This window comes from Rhodococcus sp. BUPNP1 (assembly GCF_002215235.1).
GTDB lineage: Bacteria > Actinomycetota > Actinomycetes > Mycobacteriales > Mycobacteriaceae > Rhodococcus.
Genome location: NZ_NERM01000005.1, coordinates 135,714 through 157,125, shown reverse-complemented (window position 1 = coordinate 157,125; position 21,412 = coordinate 135,714). Strand labels below are relative to the sequence as shown.

Annotated in this window: 20 protein-coding genes and 2 tRNA genes; 14 read left to right on the top strand and 8 right to left on the bottom strand. The window is 67.7% G+C overall.

All coding sequences use genetic code 11. The annotated features are described in order from the left end of the window. Nucleotides 1-90: 90 nt before the first annotated feature. Genes sfnG through B9C99_RS07035 form a run of 3 tightly spaced genes read left to right on the top strand, consistent with a single transcriptional unit; the run spans nucleotide 91 to nucleotide 2,517 of the window. The gene (gene sfnG / locus B9C99_RS07045; RefSeq protein WP_088897448.1) at nucleotides 91-1,206 is read left to right on the top strand and encodes a dimethylsulfone monooxygenase SfnG; all 1,116 of its coding nucleotides are present in this window, start codon (nucleotides 91-93) and stop codon (nucleotides 1,204-1,206) included. Between the two features lie 30 nt (nucleotides 1,207-1,236). Further along, nucleotides 1,237-1,716 carry a ribose-5-phosphate isomerase gene (locus B9C99_RS07040; RefSeq protein ID WP_016691858.1) on the top strand — a complete coding sequence of 160 codons (480 nt, stop codon included), beginning with the start codon at nucleotides 1,237-1,239 and terminating at the stop codon, nucleotides 1,714-1,716. A 3-nt stretch (nucleotides 1,717-1,719) separates the two neighbouring features. Next, complete coding sequence (locus tag B9C99_RS07035) at nucleotides 1,720-2,517, top strand: DNA-formamidopyrimidine glycosylase family protein (RefSeq protein ID WP_016691859.1); 798 nt, start codon at nucleotides 1,720-1,722, stop codon at nucleotides 2,515-2,517. 34 nt (nucleotides 2,518-2,551) lie between these two features. Here B9C99_RS07035 and B9C99_RS07030 read toward each other — a convergent pair whose 3' ends face one another. From B9C99_RS07030 to B9C99_RS07005, 6 genes are all read right to left on the bottom strand, one after another. After that, nucleotides 2,552-3,346, bottom strand: a complete 795-nt coding sequence (locus tag B9C99_RS07030; protein WP_088897376.1) for a hypothetical protein — start codon at nucleotides 3,344-3,346, stop codon at nucleotides 2,552-2,554. A 54-nt stretch (nucleotides 3,347-3,400) separates the two neighbouring features. Continuing rightward, nucleotides 3,401-4,507 carry a wax ester/triacylglycerol synthase domain-containing protein gene (locus tag B9C99_RS07025; RefSeq protein ID WP_088897375.1) on the bottom strand — a complete coding sequence of 369 codons (1,107 nt, stop codon included), beginning with the start codon at nucleotides 4,505-4,507 and terminating at the stop codon, nucleotides 3,401-3,403. Nucleotides 4,508-4,626: 119 nt separating this feature from the next. Beyond that, on the bottom strand, nucleotides 4,627-5,202 hold the full coding sequence (locus B9C99_RS07020; RefSeq protein WP_088897374.1) for a hypothetical protein: 576 nt from the start codon (nucleotides 5,200-5,202) through the stop codon (nucleotides 4,627-4,629). A gap of 11 nt (nucleotides 5,203-5,213) precedes the next feature. After that, nucleotides 5,214-6,362, bottom strand: coding sequence for a zinc-dependent alcohol dehydrogenase (locus tag B9C99_RS07015; RefSeq protein WP_088897373.1), 1,149 nt, complete (start codon nucleotides 6,360-6,362; stop codon nucleotides 5,214-5,216). Nucleotides 6,363-6,435: 73 nt separating this feature from the next. Further along, nucleotides 6,436-7,593 (bottom strand): glutamate--cysteine ligase, encoded by a 1,158-nt coding sequence (locus tag B9C99_RS07010; protein ID WP_088897372.1) that lies wholly within the window; start codon nucleotides 7,591-7,593, stop codon nucleotides 6,436-6,438. 604 nt (nucleotides 7,594-8,197) lie between these two features. Continuing rightward, nucleotides 8,198-8,271, bottom strand: a tRNA-Gly gene (locus B9C99_RS07005). Between the two features lie 140 nt (nucleotides 8,272-8,411). Here B9C99_RS07005 and B9C99_RS07000 point away from each other — a divergent pair. From B9C99_RS07000 to clpX, 5 genes are all read left to right on the top strand, one after another. Continuing rightward, a tRNA-Pro gene (locus tag B9C99_RS07000) sits at nucleotides 8,412-8,488 on the top strand. A 73-nt stretch (nucleotides 8,489-8,561) separates the two neighbouring features. Beyond that, nucleotides 8,562-9,947: a trigger factor gene (gene tig / locus B9C99_RS06995; RefSeq protein ID WP_367301596.1), complete on the top strand. Its 1,386-nt coding sequence runs from the start codon at nucleotides 8,562-8,564 to the stop codon at nucleotides 9,945-9,947. 142 nt (nucleotides 9,948-10,089) lie between these two features. After that, nucleotides 10,090-10,716, top strand: a complete 627-nt coding sequence (locus B9C99_RS06990; protein ID WP_016691866.1) for an ATP-dependent Clp protease proteolytic subunit — start codon at nucleotides 10,090-10,092, stop codon at nucleotides 10,714-10,716. Between the two features lie 46 nt (nucleotides 10,717-10,762). After that, nucleotides 10,763-11,425, top strand: a complete 663-nt coding sequence (locus B9C99_RS06985; protein ID WP_016691867.1) for an ATP-dependent Clp protease proteolytic subunit — start codon at nucleotides 10,763-10,765, stop codon at nucleotides 11,423-11,425. A gap of 230 nt (nucleotides 11,426-11,655) precedes the next feature. After that, nucleotides 11,656-12,933, top strand: coding sequence for an ATP-dependent Clp protease ATP-binding subunit ClpX (gene clpX, locus B9C99_RS06980; RefSeq protein WP_016691868.1), 1,278 nt, complete (start codon nucleotides 11,656-11,658; stop codon nucleotides 12,931-12,933). Nucleotides 12,934-13,023: 90 nt separating this feature from the next. Here the strand turns inward: clpX and B9C99_RS06975 are convergent, their stop codons facing one another. Next, entirely contained in the window at nucleotides 13,024-13,767 is a 744-nt protein-coding gene (locus B9C99_RS06975; protein ID WP_088897370.1) for an SDR family NAD(P)-dependent oxidoreductase, read from the bottom strand. A gap of 34 nt (nucleotides 13,768-13,801) precedes the next feature. After that, on the bottom strand, nucleotides 13,802-14,722 hold the full coding sequence (locus B9C99_RS06970) for a 3-oxoacyl-ACP reductase (protein ID WP_088897369.1): 921 nt from the start codon (nucleotides 14,720-14,722) through the stop codon (nucleotides 13,802-13,804). Nucleotides 14,723-14,925: 203 nt separating this feature from the next. On the opposite strand from B9C99_RS06970, the gene B9C99_RS06965 reads away from it, so the two are divergent. The 6 genes from B9C99_RS06965 to B9C99_RS06940 all read left to right on the top strand — a co-directional run bounded on the left by B9C99_RS06965 (nucleotide 14,926) and on the right by B9C99_RS06940 (nucleotide 21,406). Continuing rightward, complete coding sequence (locus B9C99_RS06965) at nucleotides 14,926-15,543, top strand: TetR family transcriptional regulator (protein WP_026061072.1); 618 nt, start codon at nucleotides 14,926-14,928, stop codon at nucleotides 15,541-15,543. A gap of 118 nt (nucleotides 15,544-15,661) precedes the next feature. Beyond that, nucleotides 15,662-16,825 (top strand): steroid 3-ketoacyl-CoA thiolase, encoded by a 1,164-nt coding sequence (locus tag B9C99_RS06960; RefSeq protein ID WP_016691872.1) that lies wholly within the window; start codon nucleotides 15,662-15,664, stop codon nucleotides 16,823-16,825. A 31-nt stretch (nucleotides 16,826-16,856) separates the two neighbouring features. After that, nucleotides 16,857-19,046 (top strand): acyl-CoA dehydrogenase, encoded by a 2,190-nt coding sequence (locus tag B9C99_RS06955; protein ID WP_016691873.1) that lies wholly within the window; start codon nucleotides 16,857-16,859, stop codon nucleotides 19,044-19,046. 5 nt (nucleotides 19,047-19,051) lie between these two features. Beyond that, the gene (locus B9C99_RS06950) at nucleotides 19,052-19,921 is read left to right on the top strand and encodes a MaoC/PaaZ C-terminal domain-containing protein (protein ID WP_088897368.1); all 870 of its coding nucleotides are present in this window, start codon (nucleotides 19,052-19,054) and stop codon (nucleotides 19,919-19,921) included. Beyond that, the gene (locus B9C99_RS06945; RefSeq protein ID WP_016691875.1) at nucleotides 19,918-20,574 is read left to right on the top strand and encodes a PaaI family thioesterase; all 657 of its coding nucleotides are present in this window, start codon (nucleotides 19,918-19,920) and stop codon (nucleotides 20,572-20,574) included. The genes B9C99_RS06950 and B9C99_RS06945 overlap by 4 nt, the downstream gene beginning before the upstream one ends. A gap of 43 nt (nucleotides 20,575-20,617) precedes the next feature. Then, nucleotides 20,618-21,406, top strand: coding sequence for an SDR family NAD(P)-dependent oxidoreductase (locus tag B9C99_RS06940; RefSeq protein ID WP_088897367.1), 789 nt, complete (start codon nucleotides 20,618-20,620; stop codon nucleotides 21,404-21,406). Nucleotides 21,407-21,412: the final 6 nt, after the last annotated feature.

The window sequence follows — 21,412 nt, the reverse complement described above, 5'->3', positions numbered from 1 at the left end:
TGTGCTCCGACCCGCCTCCGGCGGTCCACTGTTCGGATCTCGTTGATTCTTATGGTGGGCGCGGGACCGATCCCGGGCTTGGATGAACACATGTCGACCGAACGCATCGCCGATCAGACCACTTTCGCCTACTGGGTGCCCAACGTCAGTGGTGGTCTGGTCACCTCGGACATCGAACAGCGCACGAGCTGGGACTACGAGTACAACGTCGAGCTCGCCCGTACGGCCGAGAACAACGGCTTCGAATACGCACTGAGCCAGGTGCGGTACGAGGCCAGCTACGGCGCGGAGTTCCAGCACGAGTCGACGAGTTTCAGCCTCGCCCTGCTGCTCGCCACCGAGCGGCTCAAGGTCATCGCCGCCGTCCACCCCGGTCTGTGGCAGCCGGCCGTGCTGGCCAAGCTCGGCGCGACCGCCGACCAGCTGTCCGGTGGCCGGTTCGCGGTCAACGTCGTCAGCGGATGGTTCAAGGACGAGTTCACCCACATGGGTGAGCCGTGGCTCGAGCACGACGAGCGCTACCGGCGCAGCGCCGAGTTCCTCCAGGTGCTCCGCAAGATCTGGACCGAGGACGAGGTCGACTTCCGCGGCGACTTCTACCGGATCCACGACTTCACACTGAAGCCGAAGCCGGCCAACACCCCCGAGCGCCCGAATCCGGAGCTGTTCCAGGGTGGCAACTCCACCGCCGCCATCGCCAACGGTGGTCGCTACGCCGACTGGTACTTCAGCAACGGCAAGGACTACGACGGCATCACCGCCCAGATCGACGAGCTGCGCGAGGTCGCCCGTGCCCACGACCGCGAGGTGAAGATCGGGCTCAACGGGTTCATCATTGCCCGCGACACCGAGAAGGAGGCCCGCGACACCCTCCGGGAGATCGTGGAGAAGGCGAACAAGCCGGCCGTCGAGGGCTTCCGCAGTGCCGTCCGGCAGGCCGGTTCGTCCACGGGCGACAAGAAGGGCATGTGGGCGGACTCGACTTTCGAGGATCTCGTCCAGTACAACGACGGTTTCAAGACCCAGCTCATCGGCACGCCCGAGCAGATCGCACATCGCATCGTCGAATACCGTCGTCGCGGCGTCGACCTGATCCTCGCCGGTTTCCTGCACTTCCAGGAGGAGGTCGAGTACTTCGGCAGGAACGTGCCGCCGATCGTGCGCGAACTCGAGGCCCAGGAGGCCCGCGAACCCGTCGGCGTCTGACACACCGACCGGCCTCGTTAGACTCGGCCCATGCGCGTTTACCTGGGAGCCGACCACGCGGGCTTCGAACGGAAGAATGAGATCATCGAGCACCTGAAGAAGAACGGCCACGAGCCGATCGACTGCGGTGCGTTCGAGTACGACGCCCTCGACGACTACCCGGCCTTCTGCATCGAGGCCGCGCGGCGCACCGTCGCCGACAAGGGCAGCCTCGGCATCGTGCTCGGGGGTAGCGGCAACGGCGAGCAGATCGCCGCCAACAAGGTGCCGGGTGCGCGCTGCGCCCTGGCGTGGAGCGTCGACACCGCCAAGCTTGCGCGCGAGCACAACAACGCGCAGCTCATCGGCATCGGTGGCCGTATGCACAGCCTCGAGGAGACCCTCGCGATCGTCGACGCCTTCCTGTCGACCGAGTGGTCGAACGAGGAGCGTCACCAGCGCCGCATCGACATCCTCGCCGAGTACGAGAAGACCGGCGAGGCCCCGGCGGTTCCCGGCGCGCCTGCCTGATCCGTGCCCGAAGGACACATCCTGCACCGGCTCGCCCGGCTGCACCACGAGTGGTATTCGGGTGCGCCGGTGCGGGTGTCCAGTCCGCAGGGGCGGTTCGCCGACGGTGCCGCCGCCGTGGACGGACGCGTCCTGACCCACGCGGACGCGTGGGGCAAGCATCTCTTCCACCACTACGAGGGTGGTCTCGCCGTCCACGTGCATCTCGGTATCTACGGTGAGTTCACCGACCGCGAGTTGCCGCTCGGCGAACCGGTCGGACAGGTGCGGATGCGGATGATCGGCGCGCGCCACGGCAGCGACCTGCGTGGTCCGGCGGCGTGCGAGGTGCTCACCCCCGGTGAGGTCGAGTCGATCGAGGCCCGGCTCGGTCCCGACCCGCTGCGTCCCGACGCCGATCCCGAGCGGGCGTGGCGCCGCATCGGCAGATCACGCACCGCGATCGGGGCGTTGCTCATGAACCAGGCCGTCATCGCCGGGGTCGGCAACGTCTACCGCGCCGAAGTGCTCTTCCGCCACGGCATCCATCCGGAACGTCCGGGAAACAAGCTGTCCCGCAGTGAGTTCGACGCGATCTGGGCCGACCTCGTCGAGCTGATGAACGTCGGTGTCGAGCACGGGCGCATGCACGTCGTGCGACCCGAACACGACCACGGCGCGCCGGCCTACGCCAAGAACAGACCCCGTACGTACGTCTATCGCCGTGCCGGCGAACCCTGCCGGATCTGCGGGACTCCCGTCCTGCACTCGGTCATGCAGGCGCGGAACCTGTTCTGGTGCCCGGTCTGTCAGCCGAGCTGACCCGACTCAGGGGATTCGGCTCAGTCGACCCGGCTCAGAAATCGAAGCCGCCGAAATCGAATCCGCCGCCGTCCCCGCCACCGAAGTCGCCGCCACCGAAATCGTCACCGCCTCCGAACTCGTCGCCCCCGCCGTATTCGTCACCACCGCCGAAGTCGTCGCCCCCGCCTGTCTCCGCGGACGGATCACCGACGCCGGATTCGAATGCTTGCGCGTCGTAGGGGACACCGGCCATCCCGGCGAACATCGTCGAGAAGAGCAGCATCGAGCCGACACCCCACGCGCCTGCCACCAGGGCGGGCTTCCACCACGGCTCCGAATACCAGCCCGCAGGGACGGGCCGGCCCGCGACGCGACCGCCCGGGTAGTAGTTCGGTGTCGCGGAGGACGGTGACGGCGACGCGGCGATGGTGCGTCCCTCGAAGTCGACGGTGCGTTTCTCGGTGACCTCGCCGGCGGACTTCTGTCCGTCGAGCGTCGGGATCTCCGGACCCGGGTCCATGCCCATCGCCAGGCGCGCGGCGCGGATGTAGTACAGACCTTCGAGCGCGGTCTGTTTCGCGAGACGCGCCTGCATCGGCGAGTTCGCCTGCTCGATCTGGGAGCCGGCGGCGGTGAAGCGCTCGGATGCGTCCGCCAGCGCTTGGCGTGAGGCGTCGTCGGTGCCGGTCAGGTTGTAGATTTGGCCGCCGAGACGCTCGATCGCCTGCCGTGCGTCGGCCTTGGCGTCGTCGAGGGTGACGGTGCGGTGACGGGTGGTGCTCTTCTGGGAGCGGGAGACGAAGTACACCACGGCACCGACGGCGGCGAGGATGAGCAGAAGTTCCACGGCCGATCCTTCCGGTGGGGAGGGTCCTGTTCTCCAGCGTACCGACGCGGGGAGTCACTCCCCGAGGACCGCGCGCATCCCTTCCTGCAGGCAGGAATCGAACGAATCGCGGTTGGGGAGGACCGTGGGGTCCACCGCCAGGCCCATGCAGCAGGTGTCGCGGTAGGACATCGCCGACGCGGTCATCATTGCGCCGTCGGCCGCGCCGAAGCCGTAGTACCGCTCGATCTTCGCGCCACCGACGTAGAGCGGTGCGTGGGAACCCGGGAGCGTGGACACCACCACGTCCCGCGGACCGACGGCGATGTCGGCCTGTGCTCCGGCGGAGGACGGGAACGAGATGTCGATGCGTCGCATGAGATCGACCGCGTCCATCGCGTGGATCTCCGTCTCGTCCTCGGGTGCCATGGCCACCGCTCCGCCGTCCGGCCCGGGCACGACGACGCGCAGGCCGTCGATCGAGCGGCCGTGTCGACGGCGGTACTCGCTGCACGCGAGGAGCATCGCGGCGGAGAACCCGCTCGACACGCGACAGCCCGCGCGTTCGCAGGCGTGACGCAGGGCGGCGAGATCCGCGTCGAGCACGTGCAGTCGCGGCGCGCGGGGTGCGGGCTCCTCGCGGTCGCCGGTGCGTCCGAGCAGGGCATTGATCAATCCGGTGCCCAGCGACGTGAACACGTGCGCGGCGGTGCGGAACGACTCGGCGCTCTGCTCGGACACCGATTTCGCCCACGACAACATGGAGTCGGACTGCCCGGGAGCCGGCACGGAGCCGAGATGGCGCAGGCGGATCACCAGTGCCGACTGGCCGCCGTCGAGGCCGTCGAGCAGGGTCAGTTCCCAGCGCGGGTGCCCGAGTCCCGAGGGCTCGGGTGCGGTGCGGGCGTAGGCGAGCACCTCCTCGAAACTCGCCGGGGCGGGCAGCTCGACCCGCTCGAGATGCCAGGGCGGATCCGAGTCCGGATGCCCGGTACGGCGCGGCGGGTCGAGGCCGAACGGAAGTTCCACCACGCGGTGCCGGAAGCTCGGCGACTCGTGGTTGCCCGGCGCGAGCACCGCCGCGACCCGATCCCAGTCGGGGGTGGCGTCGAGAAGGACGGCGGCGACGACCGAGGAGCCGGGGGAGCAGTCCCGGGCGAGGTCGTCGGAGGTATCCTTCACAACAGGGACGGTCTCATATCGTGAACGACACACACCCGCGCTTGACTCTCGCTTTGCACTATCGAGTCGAAAAGGTGACACGTCGTTGCTGGATTCGGGATGTCCCCACATGCCGGTCCTCACCGCCGCGCTCGTCCTCTCCAACGTCCGACGGCCACTGCGCCCAGACCCGCCGCGGCGATCCACGGTGCTCCCGAGACGAACGGATCGAGCCACTGGTGATTGACGTCGGCCCGCGAACTCCGACGTCGCGATGCCCCATCGTGCGCGGTGATCTCCGCCCGGAGTCCGCTCTCGGTCACCGGATTGTCGGGGCGGCCCTGCAGCAGCGCCCGGACCCGGCTCTCGGCGACGTCGATGCGGTCGGCGCCGATCAGAAGTAACCAGTGCGCGGCGCGGGCCTCGCTGTACCGGCGGTAGGCGTGCCTGCGCACGACACCCGACAGTCCCTTCAACGGCGCGGTGGTGCCGAAGACCGGCGTGACGAAGGCGTGCTCGATCGAGCGTTCGCGGGTCTCGTGTCCCGGCTGGCGTTCGGGGAAGTCCCAGTGCGCGCCCGTCGCCTCGGGCGCGAAGCGTTCCTTCGGCACCGACGGGCGGTCGCGCGGATCCAGGTCGACGCCCCAGCCGGGGATACGGGCACGCAGCTGGTCGGGGGTCTCGGGCGGTTCGGGCTTGTCTGCGGTGTAGGCCATGATGGTCCTCCTCAGCTCCCGTCGGCGACGATGATCGGTTTGATGCACCCGTCGAGCTTCGACGAGAACATGTGGTAGGCCTCCGCAATGTGTTCGAGCGGAACGCGGTGCGTGACGATGTCGTTCGGTTTCAGGTAGCCGTTGCGGACGTGCTCGAACAGCCGCGGCCACTGGCGCTTGACGGGGCACTGGTTCATTCGCAGCGTCAGGCCCTTGTTGAGCGCGTCGCCGAACTTCACGGCACTGAAGATCGGGCCGTAGGCGCCCATCACCGAGATGGTGCCGCCCTTACGGACACCGTCGATGGCCCAGTTCAGCGCGACCGGCGAGCCACCCTGCATCTTCAGCTTCGCGGCGGTGACGTGCTGCAGGAAGTTCCCGTCGGCCTCCGCGCCGACGGCGTCGATGGCGATGTCCGCCCCGAGATGGCCGGTGATCTTCTTCAGATGGACGACGATGTCGTCGTACTCCGCGAAGTTGTAGGTCTCGGCGTGTGCGAAGGTGCGGGCCTTCTCCAGCCGGTACTCGAGATGGTCGATCACGATGACCCGGCCGGCCCCCATGAACCAGGCGGACTTCGCCGCGTACAGGCCCACCGGGCCGGCGCCGAAGACCACGACCGTGTCGCCCTCGACGATGTCGCCCAGTTGGGCACCGAAGTAGCCGGTCGCCAGGGCGTCGGTGAGCATCAGAGCGTCCTCGCCGTCCATCCAGTCGGGCACGACGGTGGGACTGACGTCGGCGAACGGCACCCGCACGAACTCGGCCTGGCCACCGTCGTAGCCGCCGCAGGTGTGCGAGTAGCCGTAGATGCCACCGACCGCGGTGGCGTTGGGGTTGACGTTGTGGCAGTTCGAATACAGGCCGCGCGCGCAGAAGAAGCACGACCCGCAGAAGACGTTGAACGGGACCATGACGCGGTCGCCGGGTTTCAGGCTCTGCACCGACGGACCGACCTCGTGGACCACCCCGACGAACTCGTGGCCGAAGGTCGTACCGACGCGGGTGTCGGGCATCATCCCGTGGTAGAGGTGCAGGTCGGAACCGCAGGTCGCCGCCAACTCGACGCGCACGATGGCGTCGTTGGGATGCTCGATCCGGGGAATGTCCTTCTCTTCGACGCGGACCCGATACGGGCCGCGATAGACCATCGCGCGCATACGTGCTCCCTCGTCGTGGCTCGTGTGGTCGCGAATACCCGAGGGAAGGACCTCCAAACGGCAGGTCGCGGGATCAGAGCGCCGGAACGTCCGGGGCGGGGTGGGCGCCGCCGGACAGGGGAGGAGTCTGCGGTCCGTCGACGAACGCGCGGTGCAGTGCGTCGACGACGTCGGCGACGGCGTGACGGCGGGCGAACGCGCGTCGCTGCAGCATCGCCCCGGTGCCGCGGGCGAGGATCGTCTCCCACATCGCCGCCGCGCACCGGTGGTCGCCGGTCGCCTCGAGTTGTGGGCGGATGTATCGGAGGAAAGCGCGGAACGACTGTTGCGCGGTGGCGGGCCGTCCAGTGAACACGTCGACGGCACGTCCGGTCGGCCCCTCGCGAGCAGCGCACAGGTACGCGGCGTGGACGACCTCGTCGGCGACCGGAGGAGCAGTGATGCCCGCCCGGACCTCTCGTTCGGCGGTGGCGACGAGCGCGCGGACGAGCATCGCCAGGAGAACAGTCTCGTCGACCGTTGCCGGCACGTCGCTCACCCGGATCTCGACGGTAGGCAGATGCGCCGAGGGACGCACGTCCCAATAGACCATGCCCGGATCGAGGATGTTGCCGCTCTCGATCATCATGGCGACGATCGCGTCGTAGTGCTCCGCCGACGTGAACCGCGGGGGAGGACCCGCGCACGGCCAGCGGGAGGCCATGATCGCCCGCCAACTGGCGTACCCGGTGTCGCGGCCCCGATGGATGGGCGAGTTGGCCGTCGCGGCCAGCAGGGTGGGCAACCACACCCGGACGTGATTGCACACCAGGACGGCGGTTTCGCGGTCCGCGACACCGACGTGGACGTGGCAGCCGCAGACCTCCTGCTCCTCGACGAGACGTCCGTACCGCTCGGCCATCGTCCGGTAGCGCGGCACATCCGTCACGGACGCGAGCTGTTGGAGCGTGGGCGACACACCCGACGCGAGCAGACCCACGTGCGCCTCCCGCGCGGCCGCGGCTGCGATGGTCCGGCCCTCGACGACACGCGCACGCAACTCGGCCGAGCTGCGGCAGACCGGTGTGTTCACCTCGACCTGGATGCGTTTGAGCTCGTAGTCCATGTCGAGTCCGAGCCGGGCGGCTGCGGCCACGACGAGGTCGTTGCTCGCGGTGAGCCGTTCGGAGGTCGGGTCGACGAGGAAGAACTCCTCCTCGACGCCGACGGTCGGAGCGGAGGTCGGGGGCATGTCCGGAGTCGGTCTGTGGCGCCGAGGCATCGTTGCCTCCCTGCATAGCGAGGCGCCGTCGGTACAGCCGGCGCCGTCGGTGACGCCGGCGCCTTCTCGACCGACCGCTGACCTACGGGGGTGAGACGACGATACTCGGATTTCACACCGGAGAAGGGCATTCGATGGGGAGAGGGACCGGCCGGAGTCGTTCCCGACTCCGGCCGGCCGGAGGTGGGGCGAGGCCGGTCCCTCGACACCCCCTGCGGTGTCATCCGACGACGCCCCACCCGTTCGCGGTCGCGTCCGCTGGAGGGACGCGACGAGGAATCACGACGCGGTGGTTCGTGCGGTCGTCGGAATGCGGATGGGCGGGCCGGACGGGACGGGGCCGGACGAGAAGGGCGAGGACCGAGGCCGATGCGAGTCGAACCGAAGTGGACTGCAGCCGAGGTCGCATTCGGACGACCTGTGGTGGGCTGCTTCTCAACCTCGACGGCATGATGACACCCTTCGGGACGATGTGTCCAGGAATGTGCATGTCACCTGCCGGAAACCGGACGTCGGCGACGGTCCGGAACGACGAAGCCCGCCGGTGCTGTGTGCACCCGGCGGGCTTCCTCCGTGGAGGGGATGACGGGAATCGAACCCGCGTAGCCAGTTTGGAAGACTGGGGCTCTACCATTGAGCTACATCCCCGTTGCGGCTGCGGCGCCGGTGTCGACCGGTGCTGCGGCTTGCGAGATGTGACTGTACCGGACCTCGCTTTGGATTTCATAATCGGGGGGCCGTAGGATTCTGCGATGGGTCCCGCGGGTCGGATGCGGTGCCTTCACGACCGGGATGTGGCGCAGCTTGGTAGCGCATCCGCTTTGGGAGCGGAGGGTCGCAGGTTCGAATCCTGTCATCCCGACCAGATCGAACAGCGTCAGCGCGCTCAGTAGTGACACGAACGACCGACAAGAGAGCACGACAGAAGGAGCATGTCCGTGAAGAGCACCGTCGAGCAGCTGAGCCCGACGCGAGTCCGTATCAATGTTGAGGTGCCCTTCGAGGAGCTCCAGCCTGATTTCGACCGCGCTTTCAAGGCCCTCGCCGGCCAGGTCCGCATCCCGGGCTTCCGCCCCGGTAAGGCTCCTCGCAAGATCCTCGAGGCCCGCGTCGGCCGCGGCGCCGTTCTGGACCAGGTCATCAACGAGGCCATCCAGAGCCGCTACAGCGAGGCCGTGACCGCGAACGACGTCAAGGTCATCAGCCAGCCCGAGATCGACGTCACCAAGCTCGAGGACAACGTCGAGCTGGCGTTCACCGCCGAGGTCGACGTCCGTCCCGAGATCACCCTCCCCGATTTCTCCGAGATCGCCGTCACCGTCGATCCCGTCGAGATCACCGACGAGGACATCGCCGAGCAGCTGCTGTCGCTGCGTCAGCGCTTCGGCACCCTCACGGGCGTCGAGCGTCCGGTGCAGGACGGCGACTTCGTCTCCATCGACCTGTCCGCGACGGTCGACGGCAACGAGGTTCCCGAGGCCGCCACCGAGGGCCTGTCGCACGAGGTCGGCTCCGGCCAGCTCATCGACGGACTCGACGAGGCGATCATCGGCCTGTCCGCCGGCGAGTCGAAGGAGTTCACCTCCACGCTGGTCGCCGGTGAGTACGCCGGTAAGGAAGCCGTCGTCACCGTCAAGGTCAACACCGTCAAGCAGCGCGAGCTGCCCGAGGCCGACGACGAGTTCGCGCAGCTCGCGAGCGAGTTCGACACCATCGGCGAGCTCGAGGCCGACCTCCGCGAGCGCGTCCAGCGCGTCAAGCAGGTCGAGCAGGCCGGCCAGATCCGCGACAAGGTCCTCGAAGTTCTCCTCGAGACCGTCGAGATCCCGGTCCCCGAGGCCGCCGTCCAGGCCGAGGTCGACAGCGCGCTGCACGACGCGATCCACGAGCTCGATCACGACGAGACCAAGCTGAACGAGCTGCTCGAGGCCCAGGGTACGAGCCGCGAGGAGTTCGACAAGGAAGCACGCGAGTCCGCCGAGCGTTCGGTGAAGACCCAGCTGCTCCTCGACGCGATCGCCGAGGCGGAGAACACCACGGTCGAGCAGCAGGAGCTGACCGAGCGCATCTTCTTCCAGGCGCAGCGCTACGGCATCCCGCCGGAGCAGTTCATCCAGCAGATCAGCCAGGCCAACCAGCTCGGCGCCGTCTTCGCCGACGTCCGCCGCGGCAAGGCGCTCGGCACCGTCGTCGATCGCGCCACCGTGACCGACACCACGGGTGCGACCGTCGACACCAGCGAGCTGTTCGGCACCAAGAACGACGACGACGCCGAGGGCGAGAACGCCGAGGCGGAGACCACCGAGGACTCGGCTTCCGAGTAGTCGGAGGACCCACGGAGATTCGAAACCCCAGGGGCACGAATTTCCGCTTTCAGCGAAGAGGGGCGGCACCGGGCATCCGGTGCCGCCCCGTTTCGTTAGTGTCAGTGTCAGCAACCCACGATCGACGAGAAGGCAGGTACCCGTGACTCCTCAGAATCCGGCGACATCCATCGGTCCCGCGATGACCTCGGCCACCGCTGGGCTGAACCTCAGCGACTCGGTGTACGAACGCCTGCTCCGCGAGCGCATCATCTTCCTGGGCACCCAGGTCGACGACGACATCGCGAACAAGCTGTGCGCGCAGATCCTTCTGCTGTCGGCCGAGGACCCCACCCGCGACATCTCCCTGTACATCAACTCGCCGGGCGGTTCGGTCACTGCCGGTATGGCGATCTACGACACGATGAAGTTCGTCGAGTGCGATGTCGCGACCTTCGCGATGGGCCTTGCCGCCTCGATGGGTCAGTTCCTGCTCTCCGCCGGCACCAAGGGCAAGCGTTACGCACTCCCGCACGCGCGGATCATGATGCACCAGCCGTCCGCAGGCATCGGTGGTACGGCGAGCGACATCGCGATCATGGCGGAGCAGTTCGCACACACCAAGCGCGAGATGGCCGAGCTCATCGCGGAGCACACGGGCCAGTCGGTGGAGCAGATCACCAAGGACTCCGACCGCGACCGCTGGTTCACGGCGCAGCAGGCGCTCGAATACGGCTTCGTCGACCACGTCGTCTCCCGGGCGCAGCAGGCCGGCGGCACCGCCAACTAGGTCCCGGCCCGATCTGCCCTCACACCACCGAATTCTTGGAGAAGCGATGACCAACATGTTCGATCCGCGCCAGCTCGGCGGCGCCGCTCCTGCCTCGCCCGCGAGCCGCTACATCCTCCCGTCGTTCATCGAGCACTCGAGCTACGGCGTCAAGGAATCCAACCCGTACAACAAGCTGTTCGAAGAGCGCATCATCTTCCTCGGCGTCCAGGTCGACGACGCGTCCGCCAACGACGTGATGGCCCAGCTGCTGGTGCTCGAGTCGCTCGATCCCGACCGCGACATCACCATGTACATCAACTCGCCCGGTGGTTCGTTCACCTCGCTCATGGCGATCTACGACACCATGCAGTACGTCCGCGCCGACATCACCACGGTGTGCCTCGGCCAGGCCGCGTCCGCCGCGGCCGTCCTGCTCGCCGCCGGCACCCCCGGCAAGCGTCTGGCGCTGCCCAACGCTCGCGTGCTCATCCACCAGCCCGCGACGGGTGGCATCCAGGGGCAGGTCTCCGACCTCGAGATCCAGGCCGCCGAGATCGAGCGCATGCGTACCCTCATGGAGAACACGCTCTCGAAGCACACCGGCAAGGATCCCGAGCAGATCCGCAAGGACACCGATCGGGACAAGATCCTCACGGCGGAGCAGGCCGTCGAATACGGTCTGATCGACCGGGTCCTCGAGTACCGCAAGCTCTCGGCCCAGAAGTAGAACGTCGCAGGCGGTTCCGGGAGACACGGTGTCTTCCGGAGCCGCCGACGCCGGGACTGTGATCGTCGACACATGTTGTGCTGTACAAATATGACCGGAAACGCGCAGAACCGGTCGACCTGCGCGCCGACATCCGGGTACGGTCGATCAAAGGGCCCGCTCCCCGGGACCGCCCCGTGTGGTGGTTGCGGGACCGGTTGCACGCACACGAGGAAGTAGGGACCTGACTGATGGCACGTATCGGTGACGGCGGAGATCTGCTCAAGTGCTCCTTCTGCGGAAAGAGCCAGAAGCAGGTCAAGAAGCTCATTGCGGGCCCCGGTGTCTACATCTGCGACGAGTGCATCGATCTCTGCAACGAGATCATCGAGGAGGAGCTGGCCGAGACCAGCGAGGTCAAGCTCGACGAGCTGCCCAAGCCGGCCGAGATTCGCGACTTCCTCGACAACTACGTGATCGGCCAGGACGCCGCCAAGCGCACGCTGGCCGTCGCGGTCTACAACCACTACAAGCGCATCCAGGCCGGCGACAAGGGCCGCGACTCCCGCGGTGAGACGGTCGAACTCGCGAAGTCCAACATCCTGCTCCTCGGTCCCACCGGCTGCGGCAAGACCTATCTCGCGCAGACGCTCGCGAAGATGCTCAACGTGCCGTTCGCTATCGCCGACGCCACCGCACTGACGGAGGCCGGCTACGTCGGCGAGGACGTCGAGAACATCCTCCTCAAGCTCATCCAGGCCGCCGACTACGACGTCAAGCGCGCCGAGACCGGCATCATCTACATCGACGAGGTCGACAAGATCGCCCGCAAGAGCGAGAACCCGTCGATCACCCGCGACGTGTCGGGCGAGGGCGTGCAGCAGGCGCTGCTGAAGATCCTCGAAGGCACCCAGGCATCCGTCCCGCCGCAGGGTGGCCGCAAGCACCCGCACCAGGAATTCATCCAGATCGACACCACGAACGTGCTGTTCATCGTGGCGGGTGCGTTCGCCGGTCTCGAGAAGATCGTCTCCGACCGCGTCGGCAAGCGCGGTATCGGCTTCGGCGCCGAGGTGCGGTCGAAGGCCGAGATCGACACCACCGACCACTTCGCCGACGTCATGCCCGAGGACCTCATCAAGTTCGGTCTGATCCCCGAGTTCATCGGCCGTCTGCCGATCCTCGCGTCGGTGACCAATCTCGACAAGGAATCGCTCGTCCAGATCCTGTCGGAGCCGAAGAACGCTCTGGTCAAGCAGTACGTGCGCCTGTTCGAGATGGACGGCGTCGAACTCGAGTTCTCCCAGGACGGACTCGAAGCAGTCGCCGACCAGGCGATCCTCCGCGGCACCGGCGCCCGCGGTCTCCGCGCCATCATGGAGGAGGTGCTCCTGCCCGTGATGTACGACATCCCCAGCCGCGACGACGTCGCCAAGGTCGTGGTCACCGCCGAGACCGTCAACGACAACGTCCTTCCGACGATCGTTCCGCGCAAGGCCGATCGGGAGCGTCGCGACAAGAGCGCCTGATCCGGAGAACCTCCAGCCATGCACGAGCGCCTCGGCACGAAAGTGCCGAGGCGCTCGTCGTCGTTCCGGCCCAATCCGGCCCCTGCTGAATCAGCGTAGTTTGACGGTTCCGCCGTCGACCATGAGGGTCTGGCCGGTCATGTAGGACGCATCCTCACTGGCCAGGAAGACCGCAACACGGCCGATATCGGCCTGCGGGTCGCCGAACCGGTGCATCGGGGTCTTCGCCAGCAGAGCCTCCTCGACGCCGGGGTTGGCCGCGATGTACGCCTCCACACCCTCGGTCAGTGCCAGAGGCGAGATGACGTTGACGTTGATGTCCTCCGCGGCCCATTCGTTCGCCGCGACCCGGCTGATCGCCCTGATCGCTTCCTTGGCAGCGGCATACGAACTCTGCGTGGCGCTCCCGTCGATCCCTGCCCCGGACGCGAAGTTGATCACGGACCCCTTGTTCGCGGCGAGTTGGGGGTGTGCTGCCTTCATCAACCGGAACGTCGGGTAGAAGCCCGTGCCGAACGACAGGTCGAGCATCTCCTGAGTGGTCTCGAGCAGTGGCGCCTGCCGGGACGCGTGCGCGTTGTTGACGAGCACGTCGAGCTTTCCGAAATGCTCGACGGCGGACGCGACGATCATCTCGGCGCTCGACTCGTCGGAGATGTCCGCGTACAGGAATTTCCCGGCTTCGCCGACCTCGGCTTCGAGGGCTTCACCCGCGGGCCGGTCGATGTCGACGAACAGGACGCGGGCACCCTCGTCCACGAATGCTCTGACGATGCCGCGCCCGATTCCTCCGGCGCCACCGGTGACGATCGCGACCTTGTCTGCAAGCCTCATGGCGTGCTCCCTTCGTGGGTGTGGTGTCAAGCGATCAGTCGACGGCCAGCGCGACCTTCTCGAGTTCCGCGATGCTGTAGGCGGCGTAGGTCTCGTACGGGCCGCGGCCGGTGAAGTACGACGAGAGCTGCTCGTCGAGTTCCTCGACCGTGAATGCCGAACCGGCTGCGTCGAAGCGGTTCTCGACGGTCGGCGCTGCCATGAGCGCGACCATCTTGCCGTACACCACGAACACCTGTCCGGTGATCTCCGAGGACGCCGGTGAGGCGAGGTAACGCACGAGGGTGGCCACGCGCTCCGGCGCCAGGGGATCGAGTCCGGTCGTGGCGCCGGCCTCGCCGAAGGCCTCCGCGGTCATCGCGGTGCGTGCACGGGGGCAGATCGCATTCGCGGTGACGCCGTAGCGCGCCAGGCCCTGCGCCGTGGACAGTGTCAGTGCCGTGATGCCTGCCTTCGCGGCGGAATAGTTCGGCTGTCCGGCGGAACCGAAGAGGAAGGCCTCCGACGAGGTGTTGACGACGCGGCCGTAGACCGGTCCACCCGCAGCCTTGCTCGCCTGACGCCAGTGCACCGCCGCCGCGTGGGAGGTGGCGGCGTGGCCCTTGAGATGGACCCGGATCACGTCGTCCCAGTCGGACTCGGTGAGGTTGAAGATCATCTTGTCGCGGATGATGCCCGCGTTGTTGACGAGGATGTCGAAGGACCCGAACGACTTGACGGATTCCTCGACGAGGTGTCCGCCGAGAGCCCAGTCGGACACGTCGCCGGTAACGGCGATGGCCTGGCCGCCCGACGCGACGATTTCCTCTGCCACCTCGTGCGCCGCGTCGCCCATGTCGTTGACGACGACGGCGGCACCTGCCTCGGCGAGGGCGAGGGCTTCGGCGCGGCCCAGGCCGGCCCCGGCGCCGGTCACGACCGCCGCGCGCCCGGCCAGACTTACGGATTCACCCATGGAACGTCTCCTGTTCGATTGCGGCGGTTCGTCAGTGCACCGCGCCGGAATTAGTATTCATTCTAGTCTCGGGTGGTGGTCGGTCCACCCACGGGACAGGTCCCACTGGCCGGGATCAGGCGGGATACGAGACGTGCCCACCTGGAACGTTCGTCGCCGGCAGTGGTCGATGCGCCACCGGTCGTGAAGGGGAGGAACCGAGCATGCCCAGACTTGCGGAGGCCCGGGACGCCGCAGAACCGAGTTCGGCGGAACAGCATGCGCGATACGGCAGGATCATCGATGCTGCTGCGCACCTGGGCGCGATGAAGGATCTCGAGCGCGTCCGGATGCAGGAGGTCGCCGAACTCGCCGGTGTCGCCATCGGGACCCTCTACCGCTACTTTCCGTCCAAGACCCATCTGTTCGTCGCGGTCATGGTGGATCAGATCGATCGGATGGGAATCCACCTCTCCAGGCGATCGCAGTCGTCCTCGTCGCCTGTCGACGTCGTATACGACGCGTTGCTGCAGGCCACCCGGGCGCTCGTGCGCACTCCGTTGCTGGCGAACGCGATGATCCAATCCGCCGCGTCGTCGAACGCCGCCACCATTCCCGACGTGGCGAAGATCGACCAGCACTTCGACAGACTGCTCCTGGCCGCCGCGGGTATCGCGGAACCCACGGTGCGGGACGCGACCGTCGTGCGGTTGGTCGTGGCGCTGTGGTTCGGTCTCGTCCAGTCCGCGCTCAACGGGCGGATATCGATCCCCGAGGTCGAGTCCGATCTGCGCGTCGCGTGCGACCTTCTGCTGGTCGATCTGCCCGCCGGTACGCGCTGACGGGCGATTCCCGAAGGCCACATTCCGCAAGGCCGGTCCCGCTCGGTGGGACCGTGCGGGAAACCGCGATCACCGTCACTAGAATAAATTTCAATAACGTCGAGAGCTGGGAGTAGGCATGAGGAACGTCGTCATCGTGGAGGCCGCGCGGACACCGATCGGTCGTCGCCGCGGACAGCTGGCCGGGGTCCACCCCGCGGTGTTGCTCGGTGCCGCCCAGAAGGCCGTTCTCGACCGCACCGGGCTGCCTGCCGACCAGGTCGGTCAGCTCGTCGGGGGCGCCGTCACCCAAGCGGGGGAGCAGTCCAACAACGTGACCCGCCAGGCCTGGCTCCACGCAGGTCTCCCGTACACGACCGCCGCGACCACCATCGACTGCGCATGCAGTTCGTCGCAGCAGGCGGTCCACATGGTGGCCGGACTGATCGCGTCCGGGCAGATCGACGCGGGAATCGGATGCGGCGTCGAGGTGATGAGCCGGGTGTTCCTCGGTCAGGCCAACGCACCGGGCACCGGCAACCCCTATCCGGACGACTGGTCGATCGACATGGGTGACCAGTTCACCTCCGCCGAACGGATCGCCCACAAGCGCGGCATCAAGCGTGACGACGTCGACGCCCTGGGGCTCCAGTCGCAGCAGCGCGCCGCGGTCGCGTGGGCCGAAGGCCGGTTCGATCGCGAGATCGTCCCGGTACAGGCGCCGGTCGTGACCAAGGAGGGCGAGCCCACCGGTGAGATCGCGACCGTGACGCGTGACGGAGGTCTTCGCGAAACCACCGCGGAAGGACTCGCCGGTCTCCGGCCGGTCATCGAGAACGGAATCCACACCGCCGGAAACTCCTCCCAGGTCAGCGACGGCGCGGCCGCTGTACTGCTGATGAGCGAGGACAAGGCGCGCGAGGCGGGTCTGCGGCCACGTGCCCGTATCCTCGCGTCGACGCTCGTCGGTTCGGACCCGTACTACCACCTCGACGGCCCCATCGACGCGACCCGAGCCGTGCTCGAGCGCACCGGAATGTCGTTGTCCGACATCGACATCGTCGAGATCAACGAAGCCTTCGCCTCCGTCGTGCTGTCCTGGGCGCAAGTCCACGAGGCGGACATGAGCAAGGTCAACGTCAACGGCGGTGCCATCGCGCTCGGTCATCCCGTCGGTTCCACCGGTTCGCGACTGATCACCAGTGCCCTGCACGAACTCGAACGCTCGGGCCGTTCGACTGCACTGGTCACGATGTGTGCGGGTGGCGCGCTGGCCACCGCCACCATCATCGAGCGCATCTGACGCCGGACATCTTCTACCCAAAGGACCCGTAATGACTCTGGGATTGAGCGACGAGGACCGCGAACTCCGCGACTCCGTGCGCGGCTGGGCGGCACGACACGCCACACCCGACGTGATCCGCACGGCCGTCGAAGCGAAGACGGAAGCCCGCCCGACGTACTGGAGCTCGTTCGCCGAACTCGGCATGCTGGGATTGCACCTGCCCGAAGAGGTCGGAGGCGCCGGTTTCGGACTACTCGAAACGGCGATCGTCGCGGAAGAACTCGGACGGGCCATGGTGCCGGGCCCGTTCCTTCCGACCGTGATCGTGTCCGCGGTCCTCGACGAGGCCGGCCGTCGCAGCGAACTCGACGGGCTCGCGGACGGTTCGCTGTTCGGTGCGGTCGCCCTGCAGCCGGGGGACCTGCGCGTGGAGCGCGACGGCGATTCCGTCACGCTCTCGGGAACCTCCGGTGTCGCCCTCGGCGGCCAGGTCGCGGATGTGTTCCTGCTCGCGGCCGACGACGGTGGTGAGCGGGTATTCGTCGTCGTGACCCGCGACCGGGTCGAGGTCACGAACCTGCCCAGCTACGACGTGATCCGCCGCAACGCCGAGATCACCGTGAGCGCCCTGACGTTGTCCGACGGGGACGTGCTGAGATCGGACCCGCATCGGATCGTCGATATCGCCGCGACCTTGTTCGCCGCCGAGGCCGCCGGTCTCGCGGACTGGGCGACCACCACCGCCGCGGACTATGCGCGGGTCCGCAAGCAGTTCGGCCGTGTCATCGGACAGTTCCAGGGTGTCAAGCACACCGTCGCCCGGATGCTCTGCCTCACCGAACAGGCTCGGGTCGTGGCCTGGGACGCAGCGCGAGCGCGGCGCGAGGACGTGCCGGACGACGAGGCGTCGCTGGCCGTGGCGGTCGCCGCGTCCATCGCCCCGGAGGCCGCCTTCCAGGTCACCAAGAACTGCATCCAGGTGCTCGGCGGTATCGGCTACACCTGGGAGCACGACGCGCACCTGTACATGCGCCGCGCGCAGTCCCTCCGGATCCTGCTCGGCTCCACGGCGTCGTGGCGGCGCCGGGTCGCCCACCTCACGCTCGACGGTGCCCGCCGCGTGCTGAGCGTCGATCTTCCGCCCGAGGCGGAACGGATCCGCGCCGACGTCCGTGCCGAACTCGAGCCGGCGAAGTCGCTGGAGAACGCAGCGCGGAAGGCGTATCTGGCGGAGAAGGGCTACACCGCTCCCCACCTGCCCGAACCGTGGGGGAAGGCCGCCGACGCCGTCACGCAACTCGTCGTCGCCGAGGAACTGCGCGCCGCCGAACTCGAACCGCACGACATGATCATCGGCAACTGGGTGGTGCCGACCCTGATCGCGCACGGCAGTACCGAGCAGATCGAGCGATTCGTCCCGCAGTCGTTGCGCGGGGATCTCGTGTGGTGTCAGCTCTTCTCCGAGCCCGGCGCCGGGTCCGACCTTGCGGGCCTGTCCACCAAGGCCGTCAAGGTGGACGGCGGATGGAGGCTCGATGGCCAGAAGGTGTGGACGTCGATGGCGCGGGTCGCGGACTGGGGCATCTGCCTCGCCCGCACCGACGCGGAAGCGCCCAAGCACAAAGGCCTGTCCTACTTCCTGATCGACATCAGGAACACCGAGGGGCTCGACATCCGGCCGCTGCGGGAGATCACCGGCGAAGCCCTGTTCAACGAGGTGTTCCTCGACGGCGTGTTCGTGCCCGACGAGTGCCTCGTCGGCGAGCCCGGGGACGGATGGAAGCTCGCCCGTACCACCCTCGCGAACGAACGCGTCTCCCTCTCGCACGATTCGACTTTCGGTGCCGGCTGCGAGACCCTCATGGCGCTCGCGAACGGTATGCCCGGTGGGCCGGACGACGAACAACTCACCGTCCTCGGCAAGGTTCTCGGCGATGCCGCGTCCGGTGGCCTCATGGGTCTGCGTACCGCTCTACGGTCCCTGGCCGGTGCACAGCCGGGTGCCGAGTCCTCCGTCGCCAAGCTCCTCGGCGTCGAGCACCTCCAGCAGGTCTGGGAGACCGCGATGGACTGGGCCGGTACTGCGTCGTTGCTCGACGACCAGGACCGAACCTCGGCGACCCACATGTTCCTCAACGTGCAGTGCATGTCCATCGCCGGTGGGACGACCAACGTCCAGCTGAACATCATCGGTGAGAGGCTTCTCGGCCTGCCCCGCGATCCCGAACCCGGAAAGTGACGCCCATGCCCATCGATACCGATGTCGCGCTCTCCGCTGCGCCCACCGTCCGCGACGCCTCGTGGACCGAACGCGATGTGATCCTCTACCACCTCGGTCTGAGTGCGGGCGTCGACTCGCTCGATCCCGCCGAACTGCGGTGGGTGTACGAGAAGGACCTGCGGGTCCTGCCGACCTTCGCGATGGTCGCCGGTCAGGGTGTCTCTGCCGGTGCGGTGACACCGGCCGGACTGAGCCTGCCGGGAATCGACATCGACCTGCGCAGGATCCTGCACGGTGGCCAGTCCGTCACCGTGCACGCCCCGATCCCGATCTCGGGTTCGGCGACCGTCTCGTCTCGCATCTCCGATGTGTGGGACAAGGGCAAGGCCGCCGTGATCGTGCTCGAACAGTCCGCAGTGGACGCCGACGGAAACCCGTTGTGGACCAGTGCGATGCAGATCTGGGCGCGCGGTGAGGGCGGCTTCGGCAGAGACGCCGGGCCCGATGTGTCGAACGCAGTGCCCGAACGGGACGCCGACAAGACCCTGGTGTCACCTACGAGCACGCAACAGGCACTGGTGTACCGGCTCAGTGCCGACATGAACCCGCTGCACGCCGATCCCGAATTCGCGAAGGCAGCCGGTTTCGATCGGCCGATCCTGCACGGACTCGCCTCGTACGGTGTCGTGTGCAAGGCCGTCGTCGACGGTGTGCTCGATGGAGACCCGACCCGGGTCCGGTCGTTCTCGGTCCGCTTCGCCGGCACGCTGTACCCCGGGGAGACGATCGAGACGGCGGTCTGGCGAGACGGCGACACCCTCACCCTGCTCGCCACATGTCCCGAGCGCGACGGGCAACCGGTGCTCACCCACGCCACGATGGAGATTCGATGAGAGTCGACCCGGACACCCACCCCGTCGTCGGACACGCGCCCGACGGTACGGTTCTGACCTCGGCACCGCAGGACACCGCCGTCGACCGCGCCACCGCCGCCGCGCGGCGCGTGGTGGACGCGTTGCTGCGCACCGACCGTGGCAACGCGAATCTCGAGCGGGTCGCCGAAGAGCTCGACAATATCGCCGAGCACCTCGAGGAACACGCTCCCGAAGTGCGGGAGCGACTGATCGATATGTGGCACGGGGAGGGCGTCACCCGGCACGATCCGGTCACCGGGCCGGAGAACGCGCTCGCTCCGCCGCTGGTGTTGGCCGGTCGCGAAGACGGATCGGTGGAAGGCGTCGTCGAACTGACCTTCCCGTACCAGGGCCCGCCCGGGCACGTGCACGGCGGAGTCTCCGCCCTCCTGCTCGATCACACGCTGGGCGTGGCGAACGCCTGGGCCGGGCGCAGTGGCGCCACCGCACAGCTCAACGTGCGGTACCACCGGCCGACCCCGCTGTTCGAGCCGCTGACGATCACCGGTCGTCTGGTCGAGCAGGACGGCCGCAAGATCAACACGGTCGGCGAGATCAGGACCGCGGACGGCACGGTGTGCGTGTCCGTCGAGGCGCTGTTCATCGACAGGACGGTTCCCCGTCCGCGCTGACGACCTGCACCGCACACGCCGTCACCATCGGAAAGGAACGGGCTTGGGGAAATTGGACGGGCGGGTGGCGATCGTCACCGGCGCCGGTATGGGGATCGGCCGAGGGGTTGCCGGCGCGCTGGCCCGTGAGGGAGCGAGCGTCGTCGTCGCCGAGGTCGACGAGGATGCAGGCGCGGCCACCGCGCGGTGGCTCACCGAGCATTGGGGCGTGGCCGCACATTTCGTACCAACCGACGTCACCGACCGCGAACAGGTGCACGCCGTGGTGGATGCCGCGGTGCGCGAATTCGGGCGTCTCGACATCCTGGTCAACAACGCCTGGCGTTCATTGGGTTTCGCGCGGCTGGAGAACACGCCCGAGGAGAGCATGCAGGCGGGTTTCGACATGGCCGTGATGGCCGCCTTCTGGGCGATGCAGCGCGCATACCCGGAGCTCGCCCGACACGGGACCGGCCGCGTGATCAACATGTGCAGTCTCAACGGTGTCAATGCGCACATGTACTCGGTGTCGTACAACGCCGCGAAAGAGGCGCTGCGCAGCATGACTCGCACCGCAGCTCGGGAATGGGCGCCGAAACAGGTGTGCTGCAACGTGATCTGTCCCGGTGCGCAGAGCGCGGCATATCAGCGGGTCGCGGCGGCGGACCCGCAGATGGCCGCCACGCAGGCCGCGGCGAACCCGATGGGTCGCATCGGCGACCCTCTCGACGACATCGGTACCGTCGCGGCCTTTCTCGCGAGCGACGACTCGCGCTATCTCACCGGCAACACGCTGTTCGTCGACGGCGGTAGCCACATCAACGGCGTGCAGTGGGCGCCGAACGTGGACTGAGATCCC

What these genes read in the sequence shown, in the direction of transcription:
- sfnG (WP_088897448.1), top strand. Translation starts at nt 91, where the DNA reads ATGTCGACCGAACGCATCGCCGATCAGACCACTTTCGCCTACTGGGTG.
- B9C99_RS07040 (WP_016691858.1), top strand. Translation starts at nt 1,237, where the DNA reads ATGCGCGTTTACCTGGGAGCCGACCACGCGGGCTTCGAACGGAAGAAT.
- B9C99_RS07020 (WP_088897374.1), bottom strand. Translation starts at nt 5,202, where the DNA reads ATGGCCTACACCGCAGACAAGCCCGAACCGCCCGAGACCCCCGACCAG.
- B9C99_RS07015 (WP_088897373.1), bottom strand. Translation starts at nt 6,362, where the DNA reads ATGCGCGCGATGGTCTATCGCGGCCCGTATCGGGTCCGCGTCGAAGAG.
- B9C99_RS07010 (WP_088897372.1), bottom strand. Translation starts at nt 7,593, where the DNA reads ATGCCCCCGACCTCCGCTCCGACCGTCGGCGTCGAGGAGGAGTTCTTC.
- B9C99_RS06985 (WP_016691867.1), top strand. Translation starts at nt 10,763, where the DNA reads ATGACCAACATGTTCGATCCGCGCCAGCTCGGCGGCGCCGCTCCTGCC.
- clpX (WP_016691868.1), top strand. Translation starts at nt 11,656, where the DNA reads ATGGCACGTATCGGTGACGGCGGAGATCTGCTCAAGTGCTCCTTCTGC.
- B9C99_RS06975 (WP_088897370.1), bottom strand. Translation starts at nt 13,767, where the DNA reads ATGAGGCTTGCAGACAAGGTCGCGATCGTCACCGGTGGCGCCGGAGGA.
- B9C99_RS06970 (WP_088897369.1), bottom strand. Translation starts at nt 14,722, where the DNA reads ATGGGTGAATCCGTAAGTCTGGCCGGGCGCGCGGCGGTCGTGACCGGC.
- B9C99_RS06965 (WP_026061072.1), top strand. Translation starts at nt 14,926, where the DNA reads ATGCCCAGACTTGCGGAGGCCCGGGACGCCGCAGAACCGAGTTCGGCG.
- B9C99_RS06960 (WP_016691872.1), top strand. Translation starts at nt 15,662, where the DNA reads ATGAGGAACGTCGTCATCGTGGAGGCCGCGCGGACACCGATCGGTCGT.
- B9C99_RS06955 (WP_016691873.1), top strand. Translation starts at nt 16,857, where the DNA reads ATGACTCTGGGATTGAGCGACGAGGACCGCGAACTCCGCGACTCCGTG.
- B9C99_RS06950 (WP_088897368.1), top strand. Translation starts at nt 19,052, where the DNA reads ATGCCCATCGATACCGATGTCGCGCTCTCCGCTGCGCCCACCGTCCGC.
- B9C99_RS06945 (WP_016691875.1), top strand. Translation starts at nt 19,918, where the DNA reads ATGAGAGTCGACCCGGACACCCACCCCGTCGTCGGACACGCGCCCGAC.